The sequence below is a fragment of the Paenibacillus liaoningensis genome, from assembly GCF_059609455.1.
The window spans coordinates 509646-532541 of sequence record NZ_JCAALU010000001.1; the positions used below are offsets into that span (position 1 = coordinate 509646).

At 47.2% G+C, this 22896-nt stretch carries 21 protein-coding genes; 18 read left to right on the top strand and 3 right to left on the bottom strand.

Features of this window, described 5'->3' with window-relative positions; all coding sequences use genetic code 11:
- Positions 1 to 6 precede the first annotated feature (6 nt).
- On the bottom strand, positions 7 to 759 hold the full coding sequence (locus AC6B99_RS02105; protein ID WP_056034612.1) for a helix-turn-helix domain-containing protein: 753 nt from the start codon (positions 757 to 759) through the stop codon (positions 7 to 9).
- A 249-nt stretch (positions 760 to 1008) separates the two neighbouring features.
- On the opposite strand from AC6B99_RS02105, the gene AC6B99_RS02110 reads away from it, so the two are divergent.
- The 10 genes from AC6B99_RS02110 (at position 1009) to AC6B99_RS02155 (ending at position 11768) form a co-directional block, all read left to right on the top strand.
- Positions 1009 to 2133, top strand: coding sequence for a BMP family ABC transporter substrate-binding protein (locus tag AC6B99_RS02110; protein ID WP_056034615.1), 1125 nt, complete (start codon positions 1009 to 1011; stop codon positions 2131 to 2133).
- 105 nt (positions 2134 to 2238) lie between these two features.
- Positions 2239 to 3795: an ABC transporter ATP-binding protein gene (locus AC6B99_RS02115; RefSeq protein ID WP_496662629.1), complete on the top strand. Its 1557-nt coding sequence runs from the start codon at positions 2239 to 2241 to the stop codon at positions 3793 to 3795.
- A complete protein-coding gene (locus tag AC6B99_RS02120) occupies positions 3792 to 4838 on the top strand; it encodes an ABC transporter permease (RefSeq protein ID WP_496662630.1) in 1047 nt (348 codons plus the stop codon). The genes AC6B99_RS02115 and AC6B99_RS02120 overlap by 4 nt, the downstream gene beginning before the upstream one ends.
- A complete protein-coding gene (locus AC6B99_RS02125; RefSeq protein ID WP_496662631.1) occupies positions 4831 to 5769 on the top strand; it encodes an ABC transporter permease in 939 nt (312 codons plus the stop codon). Before AC6B99_RS02120 ends, AC6B99_RS02125 begins: the two co-directional genes overlap by 8 nt.
- Before the next feature lie 5 nt (positions 5770 to 5774).
- On the top strand, positions 5775 to 6734 hold the full coding sequence (locus AC6B99_RS02130; protein WP_496662632.1) for a nucleoside hydrolase: 960 nt from the start codon (positions 5775 to 5777) through the stop codon (positions 6732 to 6734).
- Between the two features lie 2 nt (positions 6735 to 6736).
- Positions 6737 to 8131, top strand: coding sequence for an ADP-ribosylglycohydrolase family protein (locus AC6B99_RS02135; protein WP_496662633.1), 1395 nt, complete (start codon positions 6737 to 6739; stop codon positions 8129 to 8131).
- A 267-nt stretch (positions 8132 to 8398) separates the two neighbouring features.
- Positions 8399 to 9430: a cysteine peptidase family C39 domain-containing protein gene (locus AC6B99_RS02140; protein ID WP_494880085.1), complete on the top strand. Its 1032-nt coding sequence runs from the start codon at positions 8399 to 8401 to the stop codon at positions 9428 to 9430.
- Between the two features lie 48 nt (positions 9431 to 9478).
- Entirely contained in the window at positions 9479 to 9943 is a 465-nt protein-coding gene (locus AC6B99_RS02145) for an OsmC family protein (protein ID WP_494880086.1), read from the top strand.
- Positions 9944 to 10762: 819 nt separating this feature from the next.
- Positions 10763 to 11152 (top strand): iron chaperone, encoded by a 390-nt coding sequence (locus AC6B99_RS02150; RefSeq protein ID WP_056034635.1) that lies wholly within the window; start codon positions 10763 to 10765, stop codon positions 11150 to 11152.
- A gap of 37 nt (positions 11153 to 11189) precedes the next feature.
- The gene (locus tag AC6B99_RS02155) at positions 11190 to 11768 is read left to right on the top strand and encodes an SMI1/KNR4 family protein (protein WP_496662634.1); all 579 of its coding nucleotides are present in this window, start codon (positions 11190 to 11192) and stop codon (positions 11766 to 11768) included.
- A gap of 304 nt (positions 11769 to 12072) precedes the next feature.
- Here the strand turns inward: AC6B99_RS02155 and AC6B99_RS02160 are convergent, their stop codons facing one another.
- A complete protein-coding gene (locus AC6B99_RS02160) occupies positions 12073 to 12300 on the bottom strand; it encodes a helix-hairpin-helix domain-containing protein (protein ID WP_235533136.1) in 228 nt (75 codons plus the stop codon).
- 213 nt (positions 12301 to 12513) lie between these two features.
- Here AC6B99_RS02160 and AC6B99_RS02165 point away from each other — a divergent pair, with 213 nt between their 5' ends.
- From AC6B99_RS02165 to AC6B99_RS02190, 6 genes are all read left to right on the top strand, one after another.
- Positions 12514 to 14478, top strand: a complete 1965-nt coding sequence (locus tag AC6B99_RS02165; RefSeq protein ID WP_496662635.1) for an ABC transporter substrate-binding protein — start codon at positions 12514 to 12516, stop codon at positions 14476 to 14478.
- Between the two features lie 76 nt (positions 14479 to 14554).
- Positions 14555 to 15565: a FecCD family ABC transporter permease gene (locus tag AC6B99_RS02170; protein WP_496662636.1), complete on the top strand. Its 1011-nt coding sequence runs from the start codon at positions 14555 to 14557 to the stop codon at positions 15563 to 15565.
- Positions 15558 to 16559 carry a FecCD family ABC transporter permease gene (locus AC6B99_RS02175; protein ID WP_496662637.1) on the top strand — a complete coding sequence of 334 codons (1002 nt, stop codon included), beginning with the start codon at positions 15558 to 15560 and terminating at the stop codon, positions 16557 to 16559. The genes AC6B99_RS02170 and AC6B99_RS02175 overlap by 8 nt, the downstream gene beginning before the upstream one ends.
- Before the next feature lie 193 nt (positions 16560 to 16752).
- Positions 16753 to 17406 carry a TetR family transcriptional regulator gene (locus AC6B99_RS02180; RefSeq protein WP_494859118.1) on the top strand — a complete coding sequence of 218 codons (654 nt, stop codon included), beginning with the start codon at positions 16753 to 16755 and terminating at the stop codon, positions 17404 to 17406.
- 56 nt (positions 17407 to 17462) lie between these two features.
- Complete coding sequence (locus AC6B99_RS02185) at positions 17463 to 17993, top strand: hypothetical protein (protein WP_496662638.1); 531 nt, start codon at positions 17463 to 17465, stop codon at positions 17991 to 17993.
- A 225-nt stretch (positions 17994 to 18218) separates the two neighbouring features.
- On the top strand, positions 18219 to 18743 hold the full coding sequence (locus AC6B99_RS02190) for a DUF6933 domain-containing protein (RefSeq protein WP_496662639.1): 525 nt from the start codon (positions 18219 to 18221) through the stop codon (positions 18741 to 18743).
- A 165-nt stretch (positions 18744 to 18908) separates the two neighbouring features.
- On the opposite strand, the gene AC6B99_RS02195 is transcribed toward AC6B99_RS02190, so the two are convergent.
- Complete coding sequence (locus AC6B99_RS02195) at positions 18909 to 20099, bottom strand: DUF5780 domain-containing protein (protein WP_496662640.1); 1191 nt, start codon at positions 20097 to 20099, stop codon at positions 18909 to 18911.
- A gap of 238 nt (positions 20100 to 20337) precedes the next feature.
- On the opposite strand from AC6B99_RS02195, the gene AC6B99_RS02200 reads away from it, so the two are divergent.
- Both AC6B99_RS02200 and AC6B99_RS02205 read left to right on the top strand, forming a co-directional pair.
- A complete protein-coding gene (locus AC6B99_RS02200) occupies positions 20338 to 20916 on the top strand; it encodes a hypothetical protein (protein ID WP_496662641.1) in 579 nt (192 codons plus the stop codon).
- 51 nt (positions 20917 to 20967) lie between these two features.
- Entirely contained in the window at positions 20968 to 22800 is a 1833-nt protein-coding gene (locus AC6B99_RS02205) for an S-layer homology domain-containing protein (RefSeq protein ID WP_496662642.1), read from the top strand.
- The last annotated feature ends 96 nt before the right edge of the window (positions 22801 to 22896 follow it).

The window sequence follows — 22896 nt, forward strand, 5'->3', positions numbered from 1 at the left end:
AATCCCTCATAAAATTTTGCCCTTCCTATAGGTGCGAGGCGTACAGCCAATTTCCCGTTTAAACATGCTGCAAAATTGCGCATCATTGGCAAAGCCGGCATCGGCGGCAATTTCAGAAATATGCATCTGGGTACCTGTTAGCAGCGATTTTGCATATTCCAGACGTTTTAGCAAAATATACTGGAGAGGCGCGATGTTGTAGCGTTCCTTAAAAAGGTGGCGGAACCGGTCATAGCTGTAACCGGACATGTCCGCAAGCAGCTCAACGGTGAGCTTCTGCTTATAATGGTCATCCATATATTGCAGCACGTATTTGACCCGATCTTCTGATGGATGGGGTGTTTTTCGGTTTCCAAAAATTTGCTGAAGCGGCGGAAGCAGCTCATTGAGGAGAGCATTCAGCGATTCGCTGTCGGTTCTCGGACGGATGAAAAACTCCTCTTTTATGCGCCATAAATGCTTTAAAATCGTATGGCTCGCATCGTCGTCATAAACCCCGCTTAATCCTTTTAATTCCACATCAGGAGCGTTAAAACCAATGAACAGCACCTCGCCCTCCAATTCATGAATCTCGCTATGAATATGCCGAGGAGCGATGAGGGCAATCGTATGCTCTTTAAAGCGATATTTACGGCCTGCAATGACGGTTGGACCCATACCGCGAATGTAATAAACAAGCTCGTAGCACTCATGCTGATGAGGAGGGATGTTAGTATTTCTCTCATGTATGTCATTTGCTAAATACAATAATCGATTCATAACAGCCCTCCTTCGCGTGTATATAGCCGAATCGTATAAAAAGTTGACCGAATCGAGATAATTATTTGATTTCGAATTTGATATGATCGTATCATCCCGAACAAGCTATTCAGAAAGCGTACCTTTATTATAACCTATTTATTTTCTACATTACACTTGGGGTAAGCATTCTTTTCAGGAGAGCAGGCGCGGGCGGCTAGTTTCAAAGGGAACACGTCTTTTAATCGACAGAGAGTGGGGGAACAGAGAATGAAGAAAAATGTGATGGCATTACTCATGGTTTCGGTTCTATTGGTGCTGGCAGCTTGTGGTGGAGGAAATACGGGGACAAGCAGCGGCAATTCAGCTGGCTCAGGCAGTACAGGCGGGGATAAGAAGCTGAAGGTTGTTCTGCTCGTACCGGGTACACTTGGCGATAAATCTTTCTTTGATGCAGCGAACAAGGGATTGACGCTTGTTAAATCCGAATTGGGCGCAGATACGAAAGTGATTGAAATGGGAACAGACAAAACGAAGTGGGAACCTACTTATCAAGATATAGCAGCGCAGGACTGGGATATTATCATCTCCGGCGGCTCTGAAATTACCGAGATGTTTAATGCGACAGCAGAAACGTATCCTGACAAAAAATTCATCAACTACGATACGGATATTGAAGAAACACCGGCTAACGTATATGCGATGTCTTACGCAACGAATGAGGTTTCCTTCCTTGCAGGCGCAGTAGCCGCGATTGCGACGAAATCCGATATTCCAAATGCGAACAAAGATAATGTGATTGGCTTTGTCGGCGGCATGGACATTCCCGGCATTAATGCATTCCTGGTTGGTTATATCCAAGGGGCACAATACGTCGATCCTGCCATTAAGGTAGCCGTGTCCTATGCGGGCGATTTCGTTAACCCGGCGAAAGGCAAGGAGCTGTCGCTCATTCAGTACAATTCCGGTGTCGACGTGATTTTCAACGTGGCTGGCGCGACGGGCCTGGGCATCTTCGATGCAGCGAAAGACAAGAAGCGTTACGCGATTGGCGTTGACTCCGACCAAGGGTCCCTGCTTCAGGAAACGGATAAAGAAAAAGCGAATCTGATCATGACGTCTGCTATTAAAAAAATCGATACCTCTATTCTTGGCGCAGTGAAGAAAACGCAAGAGGGCACGCTCGAATATGGACAACGCCAAGTGCTCAGCTTTGATCAAGATGGCGTAGGCATTGCTGAAAATGACATTTACAAATCGATCTTCACGGCTGATATGCAGAAGCAAGTAGAAGATATCAAGCAAAAGCTGGCTAAACAAGAAATTAAAGTAGACAACGCGATGGGTATGGAAACTTCGCAAATCGAAGCCATCCGCAACGCGGTTAAACCATAATAACGATCCTCAAAGCTTAGTGCAGTTGGTCATTCTTCTCTTTCCATCAGGAAGAAGGCCAACTGCCTCTTTATAATGACCTCCGAAAGGTAAAGGGGTTTTACGATGATGCCGAATCAGCTGCTTGAAATGAAAAATATTACGAAGGTTTACCCGAACGGGGTTGTCGCCAACCAGAAGGTGCAGTTTACGCTGGCCGAGGGCGAGATTCACGCAATCGTCGGTGAAAATGGCGCCGGCAAATCCACGCTGATGAAAATGATGTTCGGCATGGAAGAGCCGAGCGAAGGCGAAATCATTCTTCGGGGCAAGCCGGTAAGGCTGGCTTCGCCGCAGGATGCGATAGATCATGGCATCGGCATGGTCCATCAGCATTTTATGCTGGTGCCGTCGTTCACCGTTGCGGAAAATATGGTGCTGGGCATGGAGCCAAAGAAGGGCGTCAGCATTAATTACAACGAAGCGGTGCGAATGACAGAGGAGATGAGCAAAAAGTACAATCTGCTCGTTAATCCGAAGGCGAAGGTTGAGGACCTTAGTGTCGGCATGAAGCAGAAGGTCGAAATTTTGAAAGCTCTGCTGCGTGGCGCCGAGATTCTGATACTTGATGAGCCGACTGCCGTACTGACCCCGCAGGAAACCGAGGAGCTGTTCCGCGAGCTGACGCAGCTTAAGCAGCAGGGGCATACGATCGTGTTTATTTCCCACAAGCTGAAGGAAGTTAAAGCGATTTGCGACCGAATCACGATTATGCGCGCAGGCAAAAGCGAAGGCGTTTTTTGGACCAAGGACGTTACCGAGCAGGAAATTTCCAAGCTGATGGTCGGCCGCGACGTTGTGCTGAGGTATGACAAGGAGCAGAAGCCTTACGGCGCGCCAATCCTTTCCGTTACTGATTTTTCATTGGCGGATGAAACGGGCAAGGCGCTGCTGGACAAGGTAGCGTTCAAGGTGCGTGGCGGCGAAATCGTCGGTATTGCTGGAGTCGAGGGCAATGGGCAAACTCAGCTTGTTGAAGCTTTAACGGGCAGTTTGGCTGTGCGCAGCGGAAATGTGGCCGTTAAAGGCACGGACATTCAAGGCTATGATATCCGCAAAATTCGCTCGCTCGGCGTTTCCTATATTCCGGAGGATCGCATGCGCCAAGGAGCAGCCAAAGACGCAAGCATTTCCGATAATTTGATTTCTACGCAATACAATACGAAAGCGATGAACAAGGGCCTCTTTTTGAGGAGTAAAAAAATAGCGAAGCTTGCGGCCACTCTCATTCAGGAGTTCCGCGTGCGCTGCTCGGGCCCGAATCAGCCGATAGGCATGCTTTCGGGCGGCAATATGCAGAAGGTCGTCGTCGCTCGTGAATGCTCGACAGCGCCGGATTTGCTCATTGCCGAGCAGCCGACACGCGGCGTCGATATTGGGGCAGCCCAATTTATTCACCAGAAGCTGATTGAGCTTCGGGATGGAGGCAGCGGCGTGCTGCTCATTTCCGCAGATTTGAATGAAATATTGGAGCTGAGCGACAGCCTGCTCGTCATGTATGAAGGACAAATCGTCGCTTATTTGGAAGAGCCGTCAATGGTAAGCGAGGAAGAGCTCGGACTGTACATGCTGGGCCTTAACCGCCAGGACGAGCAGCAAATCAGGAGGGCCGTGGAAGCATGAAGGTAAAATATTTTGAAGTCATCCGAACGACAGCGGTCATTCTGATTGCGCTTGTTCTCGCTTTTATTATTATTTCCATTGTCAGCGAGCAGCCGCTGGAGAGCATTCGCATCTTCCTGTGGGAGCCGCTGAATACGAAGGGGCATATCGGCAACGTCATTGAAATGGCGATTCCGCTCATGTTCACAGGACTTGCGGTATCGCTGCTGTTTAAAGCGAATTTGTTCAATCTCGGAGCGGAAGGGCTGTTTTATTTTTCCGGGGTAGTTGCAGCGTCGCTTGCGATTCATCTTAGTCTGAACAGCTTTGTGCATCCGATTGTGGCCATCCTTGCTGGGGCGCTCGTCGGTGCGGTGTTATCGGCTATTCCGGGTATTCTCAAGGCTAAATGGAATGTAAATGAGCTCGTCAGCTCGCTGATGTTCAACAATATTTTGTTTGGCATCGGGCTTTATATTTTGAACTATAAGCTGCGCGATGCTCAGGCCTTTGCAGCCGTATCCTTCAAGTTCGAGAAAACAGCGATGCTCACCAAGCTGATACCGGGCACGCGTATTCATACGGGACTGATTATCGTGCTGGTGCTGATCGTAGCCGCGCATTATTTTCTATACAAAACCAAATGGGGCTATGAGCTGAGAATGACGGGGGCCAATCGCGAATTTGCGGGTTATTCCGGCATGAAGACGGCCAAGGTCATCATTATCGTACATTTAATTGCTGGCTTTATTGCGGGCATGGGGGGCTCGGTCGAGGTACTCGGCATGTACAATCGCTTCCAGTGGTCGTCGCTGCCAGGCTACGGCCTGGATGGTGCGCTAGTAGCGATGCTGGCGAAAAATAACCCGTTTTCGGTCATTGGCGCAGCGCTCTTCCTGGCCTATATCCGAATCGGAGCCGACCAGATGGCGCGTTTCTCCGATGTGCCTGCCGAAATGATTTCGATTGTGCAGGCGATTATTATTTTGCTGATTTCGGCAGAGCAGTTTTTGAAGTTCTGGAAAAATCGGATGCTGCTCAAGGAGGCACAGCGTAATGTCTAGTTTGTTTGATGTCATTTTCACGACTGAATTTGCGTTTTCTGTCCTCCGGGTAACGACTCCGATTTTGTTCGCGGCACTAGGAGCACTCATTTCCAACCGTGCGGGCATTATCAATATTGGACTTGAGGGCATTATGCTGGTGGCGGCCCTTTCAGGCGTTGTAGTCAGCGCTTATACGGGCAGCTCATGGGTTGGGCTGCTGGGCGCGGTAATGGCGGGCACGCTTATTTCCGGCATACTGGCTTTTTTCACCCTGCATTTCAAGACGCATATTATTCTCGGCGGGGTCGCGATCAATATGTTTGCCTCCGGGGGAACTGTATTTATTTTGTATTTGCTAAGCGGAGACAAAGGCTCCTCGACCTCGCTTCCGAGCAAGGTGCTGCCTAGCGTGGACATTCCGCTGCTTAAGGATATTCCGGTGCTGGGACCGATTTTCTCCGGCCATAATGTATTGACCTATATGTCGATACTGGCGGTTTTTGTTGTGTATTATATGCTGAAAAGAACGCCGCTCGGCCTGCGCATTCGCTCAGTCGGCGAAAATCCGCAGGCTGCCCAGTCCGTAGGGGTCAGCGTAGTGAAGGTGCAGTATACGGCGCTGCTGCTGAGCGGCTTTTTCGCAGGACTTGGCGGCGCATATATGTCGATGGGCTACCTGTCGCTGTTCACGCGGGATATGACCGCCGGACGGGGCTGGATTGCGATTGCCGCGGAATCGATGGGACGGAGTACGACGGTCGGCACAACGCTGACATCGCTATTGTTCGGCGCGGCGGATGCGCTGGCCAATGCGCTTCAGGTGCTTAAAATTCCGGCAGAGCTAATCGGCACACTCCCATACGTCACGACCGTTATCGGTCTCATCGTATACGCCGTCAGCGAATCCCGTAAGAAGAATAGGAAGCTTAAAGCGAAAGTGAAAGGATGATTAACATGATGGCTAGACCGATTATTATCGATTGTGATCCCGGGCATGATGACGCGATCGCTATTTTGCTCGCACTTGCCAATCCACAGCAGTTGGAGGTAAAAGCGATTACGACGGTTGGCGGCAATCAGGTGCTGGAGAAAATTACGAACAACGCACTGAAGCTGCTCAGCTTTATAGATAAAGATATTTCGGTGGCGAAAGGCGCGCCCGGACCACTGCTAGGCAAGCTCGTAACCGGAGAAGAGGCGCATGGCGATTCGGGCATGGACGGCCCAGAATTGCCGCCTTCCCGCTTCAAGCCGGTCAATAAACATGCGATTGAGCTGATGGTCGAAATTATCCGCTCATCGGAGCAGAAGGTAACGCTTGTGCCGATCGGCCCGCTGACGAATATTGCGCTGCTGCTCAAAGGCTTCCCTGATGTAAAAGAGAACATCGAGCAGATTTCCCTAATGGGCGGAGGCATCAGCTACGGCAATGTAACGTCAACGGCAGAGTTCAACATTTACGTGGACCCGGAGGCTGCACGAATTGTGTTCGAATCGGGCGTGCCGATTACGATGAGCGGTCTGGATGTGACCGATAAGGCGGCTATTTATCAAGAGGATATTGATGCGCTGAAGCAGCGCGGCGAGGTTTCGCATATGGTGGGCGAGCTGCTCGACTTTTATTCCATCTACAGCCGCAAGCTGGGCTTTGAAGGCAGCTCGCTGCATGATCCGTGCGCAATCGCTTGGCTGCTTCGACCAGAGCTGTTCCAAAGTGAAAGCTATTACGTCTCGATTGAGACGGACGGCAGGGTGACGAGAGGCATGACCGTAGCAGACCGCCGCAAAAAAACCGATGAAACGGCGAATGTGCAGGTGCTGATGGATGTGGATCGTGAAGCCTTTATTAAGCTGATTTTTGACGCTCTGGCTGTACATGATGAGAACGCCAAAGCTCGGAAAGGGCAGGCTTAATTATGGCAGGCTGGGATAAGCTTCAGGAAATTGTCCGTTTTGAAATCATTCAGCGCGGAGAAGAAGGCTGCAATGTAGACGGCTTTGCGGAAAAGCTGGCTGCGGCGGGTGAAAGCCATGACGCGCTTATGGAGATTTATAATGAGCTGTCGGCACTAGACGTGAGTGCGGATTTTCCTTATGAGGAGCCTTCCGATTTGGAGGCAATCCGCAGGCTGCGCCCCGAAGGCCCGAGAGCGCTGGCAGCGGATTTAACCGATGAGCAGTGGCTGGACAAGTTTTACGGTGCTTGGCTCGGACGCAGTGTTGGCTGTGCGCTTGGCAAGCCATTAGAGTTTTGGGATTATTTGTATGGCAAAGACGGCCGACCTGGCTGGGAAAATATTGAGCTGTGGTTCCGCGGCGCTGACGCTTGGCCGATTAAAGGATATACACCGGGTGAATCGACGGCAAAAGAGCAGTATGGACTGGGGCTGAATGATTGGTCGCCCATGAGCGCACGCGAGACGATTCAGTATATGGAAAGCGATGATGATATCCGCTATACGGTGCTGGGACTTTTACTGCTTGAGCAAAAAGGGCTCGCTTTCGACTCTTGGGACATCGGCAAGCTATGGCACAAAAACCTGACCTACAGCCAGGTTTGTACAGCGGAGACGCAGTCTTATTTGAATTTTGCTCATGAGACCTCTCATCTGAATGGGGACAAGCCTGCCGATTGGGCTGAACGCCTGGAGCGGGTGCGGATGCATATGAACCCTTACAGAGAGTGGATTGGCGCGCAAATCCGTGCGGACGGGCTCGCTTACGGCGCAGCCGGAAAGCCGGAGCTGGCTGCGGAGCTTGGCTGGCGCGATGCGTCGTTCTCGCATGTGAAGAACGGCATCTATGGCGAAATGTTCGTTGCGGCGATGATTGCGGCTGCTTTCGTTGAGAAGGACAGCAAGCGAATTGTCGAGATTGGCCTCAGCGAAATCCCGGCAACGAGCAGACTGGCTTATGATGTGCGCAAAGCGGTTTCCATTGCGGAGAAAGCAAGCAGCGACCGCGAGCTGGTGAGCCAAATTTGGGAAGCCTTCAGCCATTACGATGCAGTGCACACGAACAATAATGCAGCACTTGTTGCGGCGGCGCTCGTGTATGCAGGCGATGATTTCGAGAAGGCTGTGACGACGGCCGTCTATGGCGGCATGGATACGGATTGCAATGGCGCGACGGTTGGCTCGATTATGGGTGCGAAGCTTGGCGCGAAAGCGCTGCCGAAGTCATGGATTGATCCGCTGAATGACACGCTGTATGCGGAGCTGAGCGGCTTTCATCCGATTGCGATCTCTGAGGTTGCACGGCGGAGCTATAACGTTTTTCGGAAAATGGAGGCGGAATTGAATCATTCCTAATATAGCGAAAAAGGCATTGGAGGACGTTGTCCCTCCGGTGTCTTTTTTTTATGGAAAGGGCCGCCTAATAGAAATCATATTGACAGTGAAATCTTGGAAATGATAGAATTCATATTAATCCCGGTTGTTAACTTTGTTTTTGAAAGTTCAAACCATACCGTTGTATGAATCTTGCCAATTGACAGCGCTAAATAGGAGTGGGATAATAGCTTCGACTCTACCAATATTGGGTGATTTATACAATGTGAATAAGGGAGATATGTTTCAATGAAAATTCATCTGCCGCTAGCTGATTCACCTATTTATGGCTATTTGCACCACGCGTATTTGTTCGGTATTATTGGACATTCCGAGAGCTTCCAACCGTGGATGCACAGCTATTACACCCAATTGTTTTGCGCGAAGGATTTCGTAGAGCTAGCTTGTCCAGTGAATTTTTACCAGTTGGATAATTGCCCGCTGCGTGATACCCAGGCGATATCCCGTTCACTCGTCATTTCCTTAACGGATATCCACCGCTTCATTCAAACGAGTCTTGAACAAGGCTATCATGTTCTCTCTTTCATCAACGAGTATTACATGCCCTACAGCGACTTTTTTGGGGTGAGAAATTTCACGCATGATTTGTTAATCAGCGGGTACGATAGCGAGCAGCAGAGCTATCTGGTGACCAATTTCGTGGACGGCAAATATCAGACCTTCTCCGTTTCCTATGACGATTATGAAAACGCATTCAATAATGCAGCCTTTTTTGACGAATACGGCAATTACGAAGAATATAAGACACGAATTTGCTTATACCGCGCTACCGACCACAAGTATGTGTTCACGGCGGATTCCGTTCTCTATTTTCTGGAGGACTACCTCAGCGCCACGAATCGTCTGAAAACCATATTTGCCAATGAGAGCAATCTGGCCTTCGGCATGGACGTGTATCGGTACATAGCGGAGGAGCTAGTGAAAGTAACCGATGGAACCCGAGAGCCTGACGGGCGGCCGCTGCATATTTTATGGGAGCACAAGAAGTGTATGCGGGCGAAAATCGAATTTATGCTGGCCCAAGGCTACATCAAGGACGAAACGCTGTTATCTGGTTATGAACCAATCGAGCGGGACGTCAACCTGCAACGGGTGACTCTCATGAAATATAGACAGACCCATAACAATGACATCCTTCATACGATTAACAGTAATCTGAACCGGATTAAAGACCGGGAACGAGAAGTTCTTAACCGTCTGCATGACGAAATGCTAGCTTGCAAGAGCTATTTTCCGACAACGGATTGGGTGCGAGTTTAGAGCGAGTTCAGAACGGACATAAAATATGATTCATAAGGAGCGTTAATGATGGCTAATGTACAAACGTTTAAGGCAACAGCGCATTTACAGGATGGGGTTAAAGTGAAAGCGACAGCGAGACAGTTCGAATTGACTATTGATGAGCCGAAGAGCCTTGGCGGGACAGATACGGGGATGAATCCTGTGGAAGCACTGCTTGCCTCATTAGGCGCATGCCAGTCTATTGTGGCCCGGGTGTATGCCCCTAAGTTTGATGTGAAGCTTGACGATTTCCAAGTTGAGGTTGAAGGCGATTTGGATCTCGATGGATTTTTCAATAAAAGCGAGGTTCGTCCGGGCTATTCCGACATTCGCTATACGTTCAAGATCAAAACAGATTCGCCCAAGGAAAAGGTAGACGCCTTCGTTCAATTTTTGGAGAGCAAATGCCCAGTGGGAGATACCCTTGCCAACCCGGTTCAGATGAAATTAGAGCAGATTATTATTGAAAATACAGAGACAGCTGCGCTGTAGGCTGTTTACACTATTATTGTAAAAAAATATAAGGCCCGTGGTCTCCTAGGAGATGACGGGCTTTATCTAGGTTGTGTGTGCAAGTCGGAGCCACTCGCTGCTGCTTGCCTACAGCTTATTTCAAACCAAGCTCGGCTGATGACTCAAGGTTTGTGAAACGCAGTATGCGATAGCGGCTGGAAACACTGTGGCTGGCAGTACGGTTGCTGAGAGTACTGTTTCTGGGAGTACGGTTGCTGTGCGTGCTGTTGTTGGAGTACTGTGGCTGAGAGCACGCAGCTCTGGAAGCACTCTCCTTTTTTGAAGGACTCAGATTCCGCTATTCTGGCTTTTGCTCCGATTTCTGGCCGCATGCGGACAGGAAATCCGCTATTGACCTCCTCAACCCGTGAAAATGGCTAATAGCTGCGCATTAGCTGCTCCTGAGTCCGCAGCCTGTGCCATAACCGTGATTCTGCTGAAATAGCGGCTGCTGTGTCCGCCAGACCTGTCTTTGTGCAGGGAGTAAACACCTGAAGCGAAGAGCATGAATCTACCTCATGTCTTTGTTTAAGGTCTAATTGCTGATGAAAAATATGACTTTAATAGTATAATCAATAGTATACGTATATTCATTGAAACAACAAATGGAGCCCTTCAATGCTTTCCTTGCAATTTGAAGAAGATGTGAGTACAATCGCTTTTTTCGTTGTCTATATTACACTTATAATCAATCATACAGCCTGGGGCGCTATTAGGTTTGGTGTTATTGTATTTACTTTAATTATGTCTAATTTATGGAACTGATTTTTGAATGAATGAATGGAAAGGAGCTTAATGATGGACAGCAACCAAACGACGTTTGAAACGATCGACGAATATATCGCCGGCTTCCCGCAAGAAATCCAAGAGCTGCTGCAGGCGATGCGGAAGGTCATTAAAGAGGCAGCGCCGGAAGCGACGGAGAAAATCAGCTACCAGATGCCGACATTTGAGCTGCATGGCAACTTGGTACATTTTGCGGCGTTTAAAAAGCATATCGGATTTTATCCCGCTCCAAGAGGCATTGCAGCCTTCAAAGAGGAATTGTCCGTTTATAAAGGGGCAAAGGGCTCGGTTCAGTTTCCGCTGGACAAGCCGCTGCCTTATGAATTGATCAGCAGAATTGTCGCATTTAGAGTGGCTGAAAATACGAAAAAAGCACAAGAAAAGTTGAACAAGAAAAAATAAAAGGCATAACGCCGATAAGGAGTGAGAAATTAACGAGATGGATATTTCTCAGCAGCTACAGGACATTCATGACATTGAACAATCGCTACAGCTTGCTTTTCCAGCAGCGTATAAGGCATTTATGACAACGGATGAGGTTCAGTCCGCTAATCCTAATACAGAATACAACCTCGTCGATTTTAACGGCTATACCGCTTGGGGCATTCGGTTTATTAAGCTGGATGCTTCCTATCCTGAAAATCTTGAAGCGATAGCCGAGGTTGTCCTTCAGCCGCGCAAATTAATTCCATTCGCATGGAGCATCAGCAGCGGAGACTGGCTTATTTTTGATTATCGCGAGTCGAATGAGAACCCTAGCCTTCTATATATTGATCATGAAATGGCTCTTTGTTTAGAGGATGCGGAATCGGAGGCGCAAAGCGAGAATACAACGGTTGAAGAGATGATGGAAGGTAATCTATCCGTTTTATGCGAAAATTTCGAGATGTTTCATGCAGCTTTAAAGCTCGCGACAGACGAGATAGACGAGACGGACGATGTAGATGCGATAGACTCGATAGATGAGACAGTCGATGAAGATGAGGAGGGGGATCATGTACCCATCCCTGAAAAATAAACTGGAGCAGACTTCTGCAATAAAATGGTTTGCAGGCAGAAGCTTATTTTTTTGATAGGACGGCTTGGGACGGAGAAAACGAGGGCGAGGTCATGCGCGAGGACTACCACGGTGGGGATGTCGAAGTGTATGCGCAATCGTTCGCCCAGTTTCTAGAGAAGCTAATCGACGAGCGTTCATAACCTTTTTGTAACAGCAGCTATTAGTTTTTAAAAAATAAGCGGAGTATAAGTTTCCCTCTTATACTCCGCTTATTTTTCACCGCGAAACGTTAGCTTTACCGCCAGAGGACGGCGACAGCCGTTTACGCTTGTTCAGCGAAGGATTGTCCGTTGGCAGCGAGCGCTTCCCGGATGATCCTTATTGCTTTAGGCCCGACCCCGTGCAGCTTCAGCACCTCCGCCTCGGTGAGTTTTGTGAATTGCTCCAGCTGCACGTATCCGGCAGCGGTGAGCGCGCGTGTTGCTGGCTTTCCGACATTGGGCAAATCGCCCGCCTGGTCTTGATCAGGCTTCTGATTAGATGCATCCACGTTTATCCCTCCTTCTAAATGTAGGCTTTCCTTGATACTTATCATTCGGGAAAGCCTTTATTATTTCCTTCCTTCCGATAGACACTTCGCATGATTTCACATCAACCATTGTGTGTGAGAATTATTATCACTTATAATAGGAGGACAAGAACAATCGATGGGGATCGACATGGGTGCATATTAGCAGCATGAGGAAAGGAAGGATAGGGCACTTTGAATCAGAGTGAGCATATATTGCTGTGGAACCAAGCCTCCATCCGCGTGATGGACGTGCGGCATACGATTATGGAGCGAGGGGAGGAGCTGCGTTCTTATCGACTGCCGGCGAGCGCTTTTTTGTATACGACTCGTGGTCATGCTGAAGTGCGGCTGGATGGCAAGACGGTGCTGGTGGAGCGTTTTCATATGCTGCATGGCGGGAAGGGCATGTGTCTGGACATTGTGCCGGATGATTGGTTGGAATACTACTTGATTTTGTACAAAGCGGTGTTGCCACTGCCGAGCCGTCAGGAACTGGTTCAGTTAATGGAGCAGCATAATCCGTTTCAACTGCAATATAGCTTTGTTTCCCGCCAGCCTATTGCTTTGCTCGATAAAATCCAGCGCATGGAGCGGGAATGGCAGCATCCGAACGTGCTGGATCAACTATATATTAAGACGATGTTCTACCAATTCATTCATGAATTATTTCAGCAGCTATCCATTCAAGATATTCATGTGCAAAAAGCGGACTACGTCTCGCAAGCCATTCGCTACATGCAGGAGCATTACGCGAAGCGTATTGCGCTCGGCGAGCTTGCCGAGCTGCTGGATTGCAGCGTCAGCTATTTGTCCCGCAAGTTCAAGCAGACGATTGGACAAAGCCCAATCGACTATTTAATTGCGCTGCGCATCAGCAAAGCGAAGGAGCTTCTGCTTGGAACGGAGGCGACGCTGCAGGAAATTGCCGAAAGCGTCGGCTTTCCGGATGACAGCTATTTTAATCGCCTATTCAAAAAACATACCGGCATGTCGCTGGGGCAATACAAAGCGAAGGTTCAAAATAATCCTGTATCCGGTTCAAGATATGCCCTTGTCCCGCGAAGGCTCAAACGGTATAGTGAGTATGGTTATGAAAATCATTCTCACTACAAGGAAGAGGGGCCTTTATTTATGTACAGAGAATCAAGAATATCGATGATGGCAGCTGTGCTTATTTGCTTCACACTGCTGCTTAGCGCCTGCGGAGCAGGTACACCAAGCACGAACGCGACGACGAATCCAAGCTCCGCATCGCCAAGCAGCAATGCGGCAGCTGCTTCGCCAGCCGCTACCGATACGGCTACAGCGGACGCTTCCCGCGTCATCAAGCATGCGATGGGCGAAGTGACTTTGACAGGGACGCCGGAGCGCGTCGTCATTTTGACGAATGAAGGAACAGAGGCGCTGCTTGCGGTAGGCATTAAGCCAGTTGGCGCGGTTCAATCATGGGTTGGTGACCCATGGTACGAGCATATTAAAGATGAAATGGTGGATGTGACGGTTGTAGGCGACGAATTGCAGCCGAACATTGAGCTGATTGCCAGCCTGAAGCCGGATTTAATTATTGGCAACAAGGTGCGGCAGGAGAAAATTTATGAGCAGCTGAACCAGATTGCACCAACTGTATTTGCCGAGGATCTGGCTGGCGATTGGAAAATTAACTTCAAGCTGTATATGCAAGCGGTGAATAAACAGGATGAAGGCGACAAAGCGATGGCGGATTTCGATAAGCGCGTCGCGGAGGTAAAAGCGAAAATTGGCGATAAAGCGGCAACAAAAGTATCCGTGGCCCGCTTCTCGGCTTCCCAAGTACGTATTTATCAGAAGCAGACGTTCTCCGGTGTGCTTTTAGATCAGCTAGGCTTTGCTCGTCCAGAATCACAGGATGTGGATTCCTTTATTGAAGTGATGTCCAAAGAAAGCATTCCTAAGATGGACGGAGACGTATTGTTCTACTTTGTAACAGAAGCGGCAGGAAAGACGGATGCGGCTAAAGTAGTGGAAGAATGGATGAATGATCCGCTGTTCAAAAACCTTGATGTTGCGAAAAATAACAAAGTCGTTCAAGTAGATGAGGCGATTTGGAATACAGCCGGAGGCTACAAGGCGGCCAATCTGCTGCTGGATGAAATTGTTAAATATTTCGACATTCAATAAAGAGACTGAAATAAATGTGCAGGCTGACGTCATTTTTATTGGCGTCGGCTTCTTTTATTGAGGAAGGAGAGAAGTGATGTCTAAGTGGATGGAGAGACCAGGCAGCAAGCTTGCTGTTCTAGCAGCAGGAGTCGTTATTTTGCTTATTTGCATGCTTGCGAGCGTATTGTTCGGGCTCCAGCAATTTGGTTTAAAAGATTTGTGGCTCGCCTACAGCCAGTTCGATGGCTCGAATGAGCATCTGATTTTGACCCATACCCGCATGCCCCGAGCGCTTATTGCGGCTGTAGTAGGAGCGAGCCTGGCGGTGGCTGGCGCCATTATGCAGGTGCTGACGCGCAATCCGCTTGCGTCGCCGTCGATTTTCGGCATTAATTCCGGTGCGGTGCTGTTTATCGTCGTCGGGCTGGCTTTGGTCGGCTCGTCGCTGACGATGAGTCATATGATTGGGCTTGCTTTTATCGGGGCGGCAGTCACGGCTGTATTCGTCTATGCGCTCGGCATGCAGGGAAGAGGAGGCTTTGAGCCGATTCGGCTCACCTTGGCAGGAGCTTGTGTAGCGGCATTTGCGAGATCGGTTACCTCTGGCCTTATTTTAATCAATAAGCAGTCGCTCGAATCGGCGTTGTTCTGGATGATCGGCTCCGTGTCAGGGAGGGAGCTGAACCATCTCGTGATGGTGCTGCCGTACATAATCGCCGGGCTGCTGCTCGCGTTCCTGCTCTCGGGCTCCTTGAATGTAATGGCACTCGGAGACGATAATGCGAAGGGACTGGGGCAGCGTCTCATGCTAATCCGCCTTCTATGTACGGCAGCTGTCGTGCTGCTTGCGGGAAGTGCCGTTTCTGCCGCGGGGCCGATTGCTTTCATCGGGCTGGTTATTCCTCATTTATGCCGGGCGCTGGTCGGAAATGATCACCGCTGGCTGCTTCCCTACTGCGCAGTGGCAGGGGCTTTGCTGCTGGTGGCGGCCGATCTGCTGTCCCGATTCGTGCTCCTGCCGAAGGAGGTTCCAGTAGGCGTTGCAACGGCGCTTATTGGCGTGCCGTTCCTGATTCATGTGGCGAGGAGGAAGAAATATGCCTAAGCAGCGCACAGGGAAAAATATTTTAATCCTGCTTACGTTAAGCATCGTGCTCGTTGGTTTAAGTATTTTATGCTTAGCTATGGGGAGCGTCGCTATTCCGGTTAAAGAAGTGCTGCTGTCGCTGCTGGGCCGCAATACGGAGGACAGTGATTTAATTATTATGCAGTTCCGTTTGCCACGTATTATAGCCGCCTTGCTAATTGGCGCAGCGTTAGCGGTAGCAGGCTCCTTGCTGCAAGGCGTCATCCGCAATTCGCTGGCATCGCCGGATTTGCTTGGCGTAACGGGCGGCGCGTCTGTCGCGGTCGTTGGTTTTATGACCTTGTTCACCGGCTACAGCATCCACTTCGTTCCGGTCATTGCGATTTTGGGCGCTTTTGTCGCAGCGACGCTCAATTACGGCTTGGCCTGGAAAAAAGGCGTCTCCACGCTGCGGCTCGTGCTGATCGGCATTGGCATATCGACGGCGATGAGCGCCCTTACGATGTTTCTGCTCATAAGCGGTCCCGCTTATTTGGCGGCGCAGGTGCTGAACTGGATGACGGGCAGCATTTACGGCACGAATTGGTCGTACATTAAAGCGCTATGGCCGTGGGTCGTTGTGTTTATTCCATTGGCGCTGCTTTTTGCCAAGGAATTGAATGTGCAGTCGTTAGGCGAGGACGTCGCGCGCGGCTTGGGAAGCCGGCTTCAGCTAAGCCGCTTGCTGCTGCTGTTCTTTAGTGTGGCCCTTGCCGGAGCGGCCGTCGGCATTGCCGGAACGATTTCTTTTATCGGGCTGCTTGCGCCTCATATGGCTAGAAGGGTAGCAGGCCATTCGTATACAATGATCATCCCGGTGTCTGCGCTATTGGGCGCAATTGTTTTGCTGCTTGCCGATTTAGCAGGGCGAATGCTGTTTATGCCGCTGGATATTCCCGCTGGTGTGTTTACGGCAGGAGTCGGGGCTCCGTTTTTTATGTATTTGCTGTTTAAACGCAAGGCTGGTGTTTAGGATTGTGAATGATAGCTAATCATTTTGCGGGCGCAGAGTCCGCTAATCTAGTAAAGCGTCAAATGCCTCTCTGCTATTACTATAGTGGGCATTTGGCGTTTTTTATATCAGCTTAACCAGCTATTGACAATGCAAGGGTTTATCTGTACCATTTTGATTGACATGAATGTCAATTGAAAAAGAGGAGTTCGTGATGTCGCCACGTACGAAAGAACAAAATGAAGAAATTCGCAAGCAGCGGTCGCGAGAAATTTTGCAGGCTGCCATCGTTGTGTATGCGGAGAAAGGTTACGCCGCCTCCGAAATCGGTGAAATTGCTGAACGGGCTGGCTTGGCGCGCGGTCTGGTGTACCATTATTTTAAAAATAAGCAGAACTTGTTTCAAAAGCTTTACACGCACATGATGGACAGGACGGAGCAGTTTACGAAGTCTCATTTCGGGCAAGCGGGTTCAGCATTTGATTTGTTTGAAGGGTACGCTCGAATCGTGTGCAAGCAAGTTTTGGAAGAGCCTGCTGTTTCGCATTTTTATATGCGGATTAGTATGGATGTGTCATATATATTTCCCGCCGAATCCTTTTCCCCGTTCGAATGGGTGAAAAGCTTCATGCAGCCTATGGAGCAGGCCATTGTGAGGGGCATTAGTGAACAAACCATTCGCTCTGGCAATGCCAGCCTTCTGGCCATGCAGTTTTGGGGTGCGATATCACAGGGAATGAGCTATTTAGAAAAGCGGCAGCAGGAGCTCGTAACGCAAGGGGCTGCACAGTCGGAAGTGCTAAAGCAGCTAGAAATGGTGCTTGAGCAAGTTATTGAATCGGCCTTGGCGGTTATTAAACCAAGCTGATTTTTTTTGCTTTTTTCATTGACACTGATGATAGTCTAAAAAGGAGTGGTAATTAGATGGCGTTAGCCGTAATGAGCAAACAGGATTTTGATACCTTGAATGATGAAAGGCTGGGCTGGGCTTGCAGCAAGCACATTCTTCTGCAAATTCGCGGCAAAGATAGACAGGCGAAAACCGAGGCGATGGCCGGGCTCAATGAGAGCCAGCGGGCGTTATGCATGTTCCGAGTGTTTTACGATCATGCCAAAAACTCGGTCAGCGAATATTATGGATGGGTTTCTCAACTGCTTGCCGAACCAGGCTATTGGTCAGGTGTGACCAGCGGGCTGCAATTTTTTGGCGACAGCTCTATGCTGCGCTTGCTTGAGGAGACGAAGGAGATTTTCGAGGAGAGAAGAGTGAGGCTCGGCTTGCAGTGGAGCGATGCGGTTTTGAAAGATTTGGAGCATGATCATGACCTTATGGCAGCGGCCAGCCGATTATTTTCACATTTAAATGAAATTGCACCGCTGAGCCTGAAGCTCATCCGTACGTACATTCGGTCGAACCCGCAGCAGTTTGTACAATGGGAGAACGGTGAGCTTTAGGCAGCACGGTGGTGATGGGAAACGGTCAGCAGCTTGTATGGAAAAATAGCGATGTTTAGGGCAGAAGCTTGCGCCAGTACGCCCAAGCCTTCATATAATCGTCCCAATCATGCGGATGAACGCGTGAGCAGCTTGCGCTTCCCACCAACGGAAAAACTTGATAGGATAATTATAAAGCTCTGATGGTGAGGGCGGCTAGCTTCAGACGGCAGGAGATGAGCGGATATGATTACTTTGCAATGTACGAAAAAGCTTGAAAGCGAGCTTGGGATGATGGATTTTGTGGAAGTGCCGACGGCGGGAGATCGGCTATTTGGCTGGCATGCCCATCTATTTTTGCTGAATCGCCGGAAATGCGTGTTGATTATGAATAATGAGACCAGATATAATTTTGTGCTGAATGGCTTGAAAAAGCAGGATTTCAAACGGTTCCATGAGCTTGTAATCGAGAGCATCGCTGAAAATTTGCTTGCTGATAAGGCGGACAAGCAGGTGATAGAAAGCTATATGCAAAGTGCTGATTCGGTCAGCTTTACGAAAACGAGTGACCGCAGCATCATTAGTCAAATCAATGACATGATCCTGATCATCAAGCATATGCACCAGTATCAAATGGATGAAACGGGAGAAATACCTGCCCAGTGGTTCAACAAATTGAACCGCAGAATTAACAAAGTGCCTATGTTGAAATTGCCCCTGCTTTATTCGGGTGAAACGATGCTGGCGGTGTTGGATAGTCGGAAGCTGTAGGTTGTTAGTTAGCAGCGGAATCTATAAAGCTCTGATGGTAAGGATCACTAAGACTAATAGGTGAAAAAGATGGGATGAATCCCCTTTTTAGACAAGAAAGGTACAGACCCTCTGCTGTTGAGGAAACTGTACCTTTCTTGTCTGTGTAATCAACACTCAAGTCTATTAGGTGGTTGAAACGAGTGGTTTTTCTTTATGCTCCTCTACCCACAAAGGATAATATTCATTCTCCCACTTCGTTCCGTCATAGTATTCAACTTCTTTTACGCATGCGATAAATGTTATTGCATCTCTATCTTTGGAAAATCCACCCGTTAGCTGCCAACCTGTATTTGCCCCGAAGGTTTTTCCAGGCTGCACATTCTCCTCAGCATTCCCTTCCTTTAGGAAGTCGGGAGAAAGCCAGCCTGTTTTAACGGGATAATTATTTTTATCAAATCCCATCCATCCTACAACATATTTTTTAACGACTTTATTTGTGTTATTTTTGACAACGATGGACACATAGGCATCATCTATCCAGTCAGTTATGATTCCGGTGCTCACGACAGTCACCTCTTGCTTCGCTTCTAATTCAATCATTTTTCTTTTAAGCTCAGCTGCGACCTTTTCTGCATGTTGTTTTTTGTATACTTGTTGTTTAGCTACTAATTCAGACTGATTAGGTATAATCGCTAATGCCCCGGCCAGAACAGCATTGGCTTTATCAAATTGCTGATCAGCTGCGAGCTTTTCTGCCTCGGTTAAAATAGTAACGATATAGTCGGCCGAAGTATCTTTAATTAATTGTTGAGCTTGTGAATAGATCGCTTCATCGGCTTCAGTTACTTTGTTTAATTCGACTATAGCTTCTTTTACACTTTTATTTTTCAAGTACTCGTTTCCCATTTTGAAGGCAGTTCGTGAGTCGTTTATTTTATCTATTTCACTTTGGGCTGAATTGGCTTCTGATTTCAAAATAGTCGTTTTCTTTATGACTTCAAGCTGTTCCGTTGCTGCATCATAGTCTGTTTTTTTATTTGCAAAATCTGTTTGTATCACTTCAATGCTGGATTTGATGTAGTTCTCTATCTCAGATTCTTTTTTGATATCGCCTTTAATTCTTTCCTTATAAATAAGATTAGCCTCTTCATAGTTGGAATCTTCAATTGCATTTTTAAAGGAGGCTACAGGTCGATTATTTAGAAAAATGAACGTCGATCCTAAAATAATTAAAACACCTACTACACCGCCTATTATCATTTTATTCTTTTTACTGAGCAGCTTGCTCGGAGTAGATTGGGATATCTTTGCTCCACAGTGGTTACAAAACAGGCTATCATTTGAAAGAGCATTATTACATTTTTTGCAAAACATTGATATCCCCCTAAATGATCTTCTCTTTTTAATAAACTATGTTTACATATTGGCTTGTTTTTAAAATTATATTTTCATTATTAATAGGTCGAAAGTTTCAGGTAAATGATACCATCTCAAAACAAATAAAACAATCATATATTGCATTTTGTTGAATTGTGTCTTATCGTGTGAAATAGTAGGATAAAAGTCGGTGGATGATGAAATGAAATATTACAAGATAATAGGAGATGTAAGGATGAGGAAGAAGATTTTTTTCATATGTTTAACTGTATTGATTTGTTTAAGTTTAACTGCGGGATGTGAGACTAAAGCGGATAAGCAGCTAAATCAACTTTATGGACAGGCAAATGATTTTTTAGATAAAGGAGATTTGAACGGCGCGATAAATATATTTAATCAAATGTTAGCGATAGAACAAAATACGATGATTAGTCAAAAATTAGAAGACACGGTAGCTGAGCAATTAGCAGTGGATAAAACGAAACAATTATTTAGTGAATTCACAAGAATTAAGAATAACATTGATAATACATCTAGTTCAGATGAGATAATGGATCTAATTAATCCTGCTAGCTCGGTGATATTGGACTTTGAAAAGCTTGATACAAGCAAAGATTCAGAAATAGCTAAGTTCGTCATGCAATTCAAGGAGAACCCGATGTTAGAGCTTTTTAAAACGGATTATTTGAGCGGGAAAACGATACAAACGGGGCAATATGATAATCGTATTCTGATTAATAGCAAACAGCTTCGAGTTAGAGTGATAATGGGCAAATTATTAGAAACAGAGCTCCCTCAAAAATATAAGTTTTAAATGGAAGTTTTTCTTTAAATGAATGGGATAAGGAAAGGGAGGCTATTAGAGATGAGAAAGAGCGAAGGCAGAATATTATTGACATGGGTATTGGGCGTTATTTTACTTTTCAACATAATTGGAATTCAGACGGTGCAAGCCGCGCAGGTTGTTCAACATCCATGGGAAGTTGTGGTTCCTGAAAAAATTAAGAAAACAGTCGATGCCGGGCTTAAAGAGTTGTACAAGAAGGATTATAATAAGCTTACGAAAGCTCAGATCAAAACCTTTAATCAACTAATGGCGCTGGATCGGAAAATGCTATATAACGCCATAGCCCTGTCTGCGATTAAAGAGCCAGATAAGGCAAGTGATTTTTTCTCTCGTTATTTGAAAAAAGAGATACCCGCTTTTATTGACTCGACAGGTGCAAGTAAAGGGATAAATAGCTCGTTAAAGCATGAGGCTGCTTATACAATCACTTATGAGGCGATGACAGCTGACCAAGTTGCTTTTCTAGGGGAAGAGCTGAAAATGAACAAAAATACATTTGTTAAGTTGACTATTCTTGACATACTGACTAAGAAGCAATTTAAATCTGCTCTCCCCTATTTTTTATACAGTGTATTAAATGAAAAAACACAAAGTGTAAGATTTACCGCGATTAGCAGTTCGTTTGATCTTGGAGATGTATACGTAGATTTGCTGCCCGATATTGTAGCGGTTTATCCTAAAATAGTTGGAATTAATACAATTCGTGTTTATCTGAATAATGTAGCGACACCATATGGCTCATCCGAGGAATATATGAAGGGCTATCTTAAAAGAATAGACATCTGGTTTCAATATTTGATTTTCCATTTGGACGAACCAGCCGCTGCAAAGTATTGGAAGGGCCTGAATAACATGGGCACTTTCGGGAGCTATGAAAAACTGAAAATCAAGTATAAGGATAACCCTGAAGTATCTAAGCAAATCGATAAGGTCTATGGTAAAACGTCTTCAATCGATAATTCTAGTTCATCTCATCAAGGAGATACAGCGACAGAATATACGGATACGAAGGAGCACTGGGCGGCAGACACGATTGCTTGGGCTAGCGAGCGGGGAATTGCCAGCGGTTTCTCTGACGGGACCTTTAAGCCAGACAAGCTTGTGACAGAAGCTGATTTTCTGTCAATGATTTTTAAACTGTATCCATCCATTACAGTCGCATTGGAAAAGGATAAAGTCAACAACACTTATAATGGCGGTGTATGGAGTGATCGATATTACAGCTATGCGGCGGCTTACAATTTGGGATATAAGGAAAGCATTAAAAATATTGCTTTACGAGATCGGCTCATTACACGCTCCCAAATTGCACAAATTATTGCAGGTCTGAGCGGCAAAAACTATGCAAATGATGCAGATGCTATTCAATATGTATTGAATATGCAATATTCGAAAGGTAAAACAGCAGCCACCGTTTCGGGGTATGCAGGGGAAGAACAAATTTCCCGGGCCGAAGCGTTGCAATTTCTTAGAGATTTAACGACAGAGGGTTTTGCGACCTTCAAGGCTCGTCCAAGCACGTTAACGGAAATGTCGGCTAATGAAAGGAAGGGAGCCTATCCTGATAAAACGGTAAAAGCTAAATATAAGCAGGATGGAACGATCGTCGTGACGGGGGTATTCGCAGAAGCAGCGGGCAAAACGATAAAAGTACAGGTGGACAGTGCAAAGCCAAATGTGAAAAAGCTCGCCGCTTATACGGTCACTTTAGATAACGCGGGCAATTTCCAATTACAGACAGAGGGGCTCCAGCAGGTAGAAGCCGTTTCGATATTTATGTATGCCAAAGAAGGCTATACGTATTCGATTTCAGTCGCATTTAATAGTGCTTTTGTGAATGAGTATAAGTAAATATGGTTTACTAGTAAGCAGCAGCCTACTAGCTTTATACAGAAGGCCACTCTTTAAGGGGTGGCCCTTTTTGTATAAAAGGATATAAAATTATCT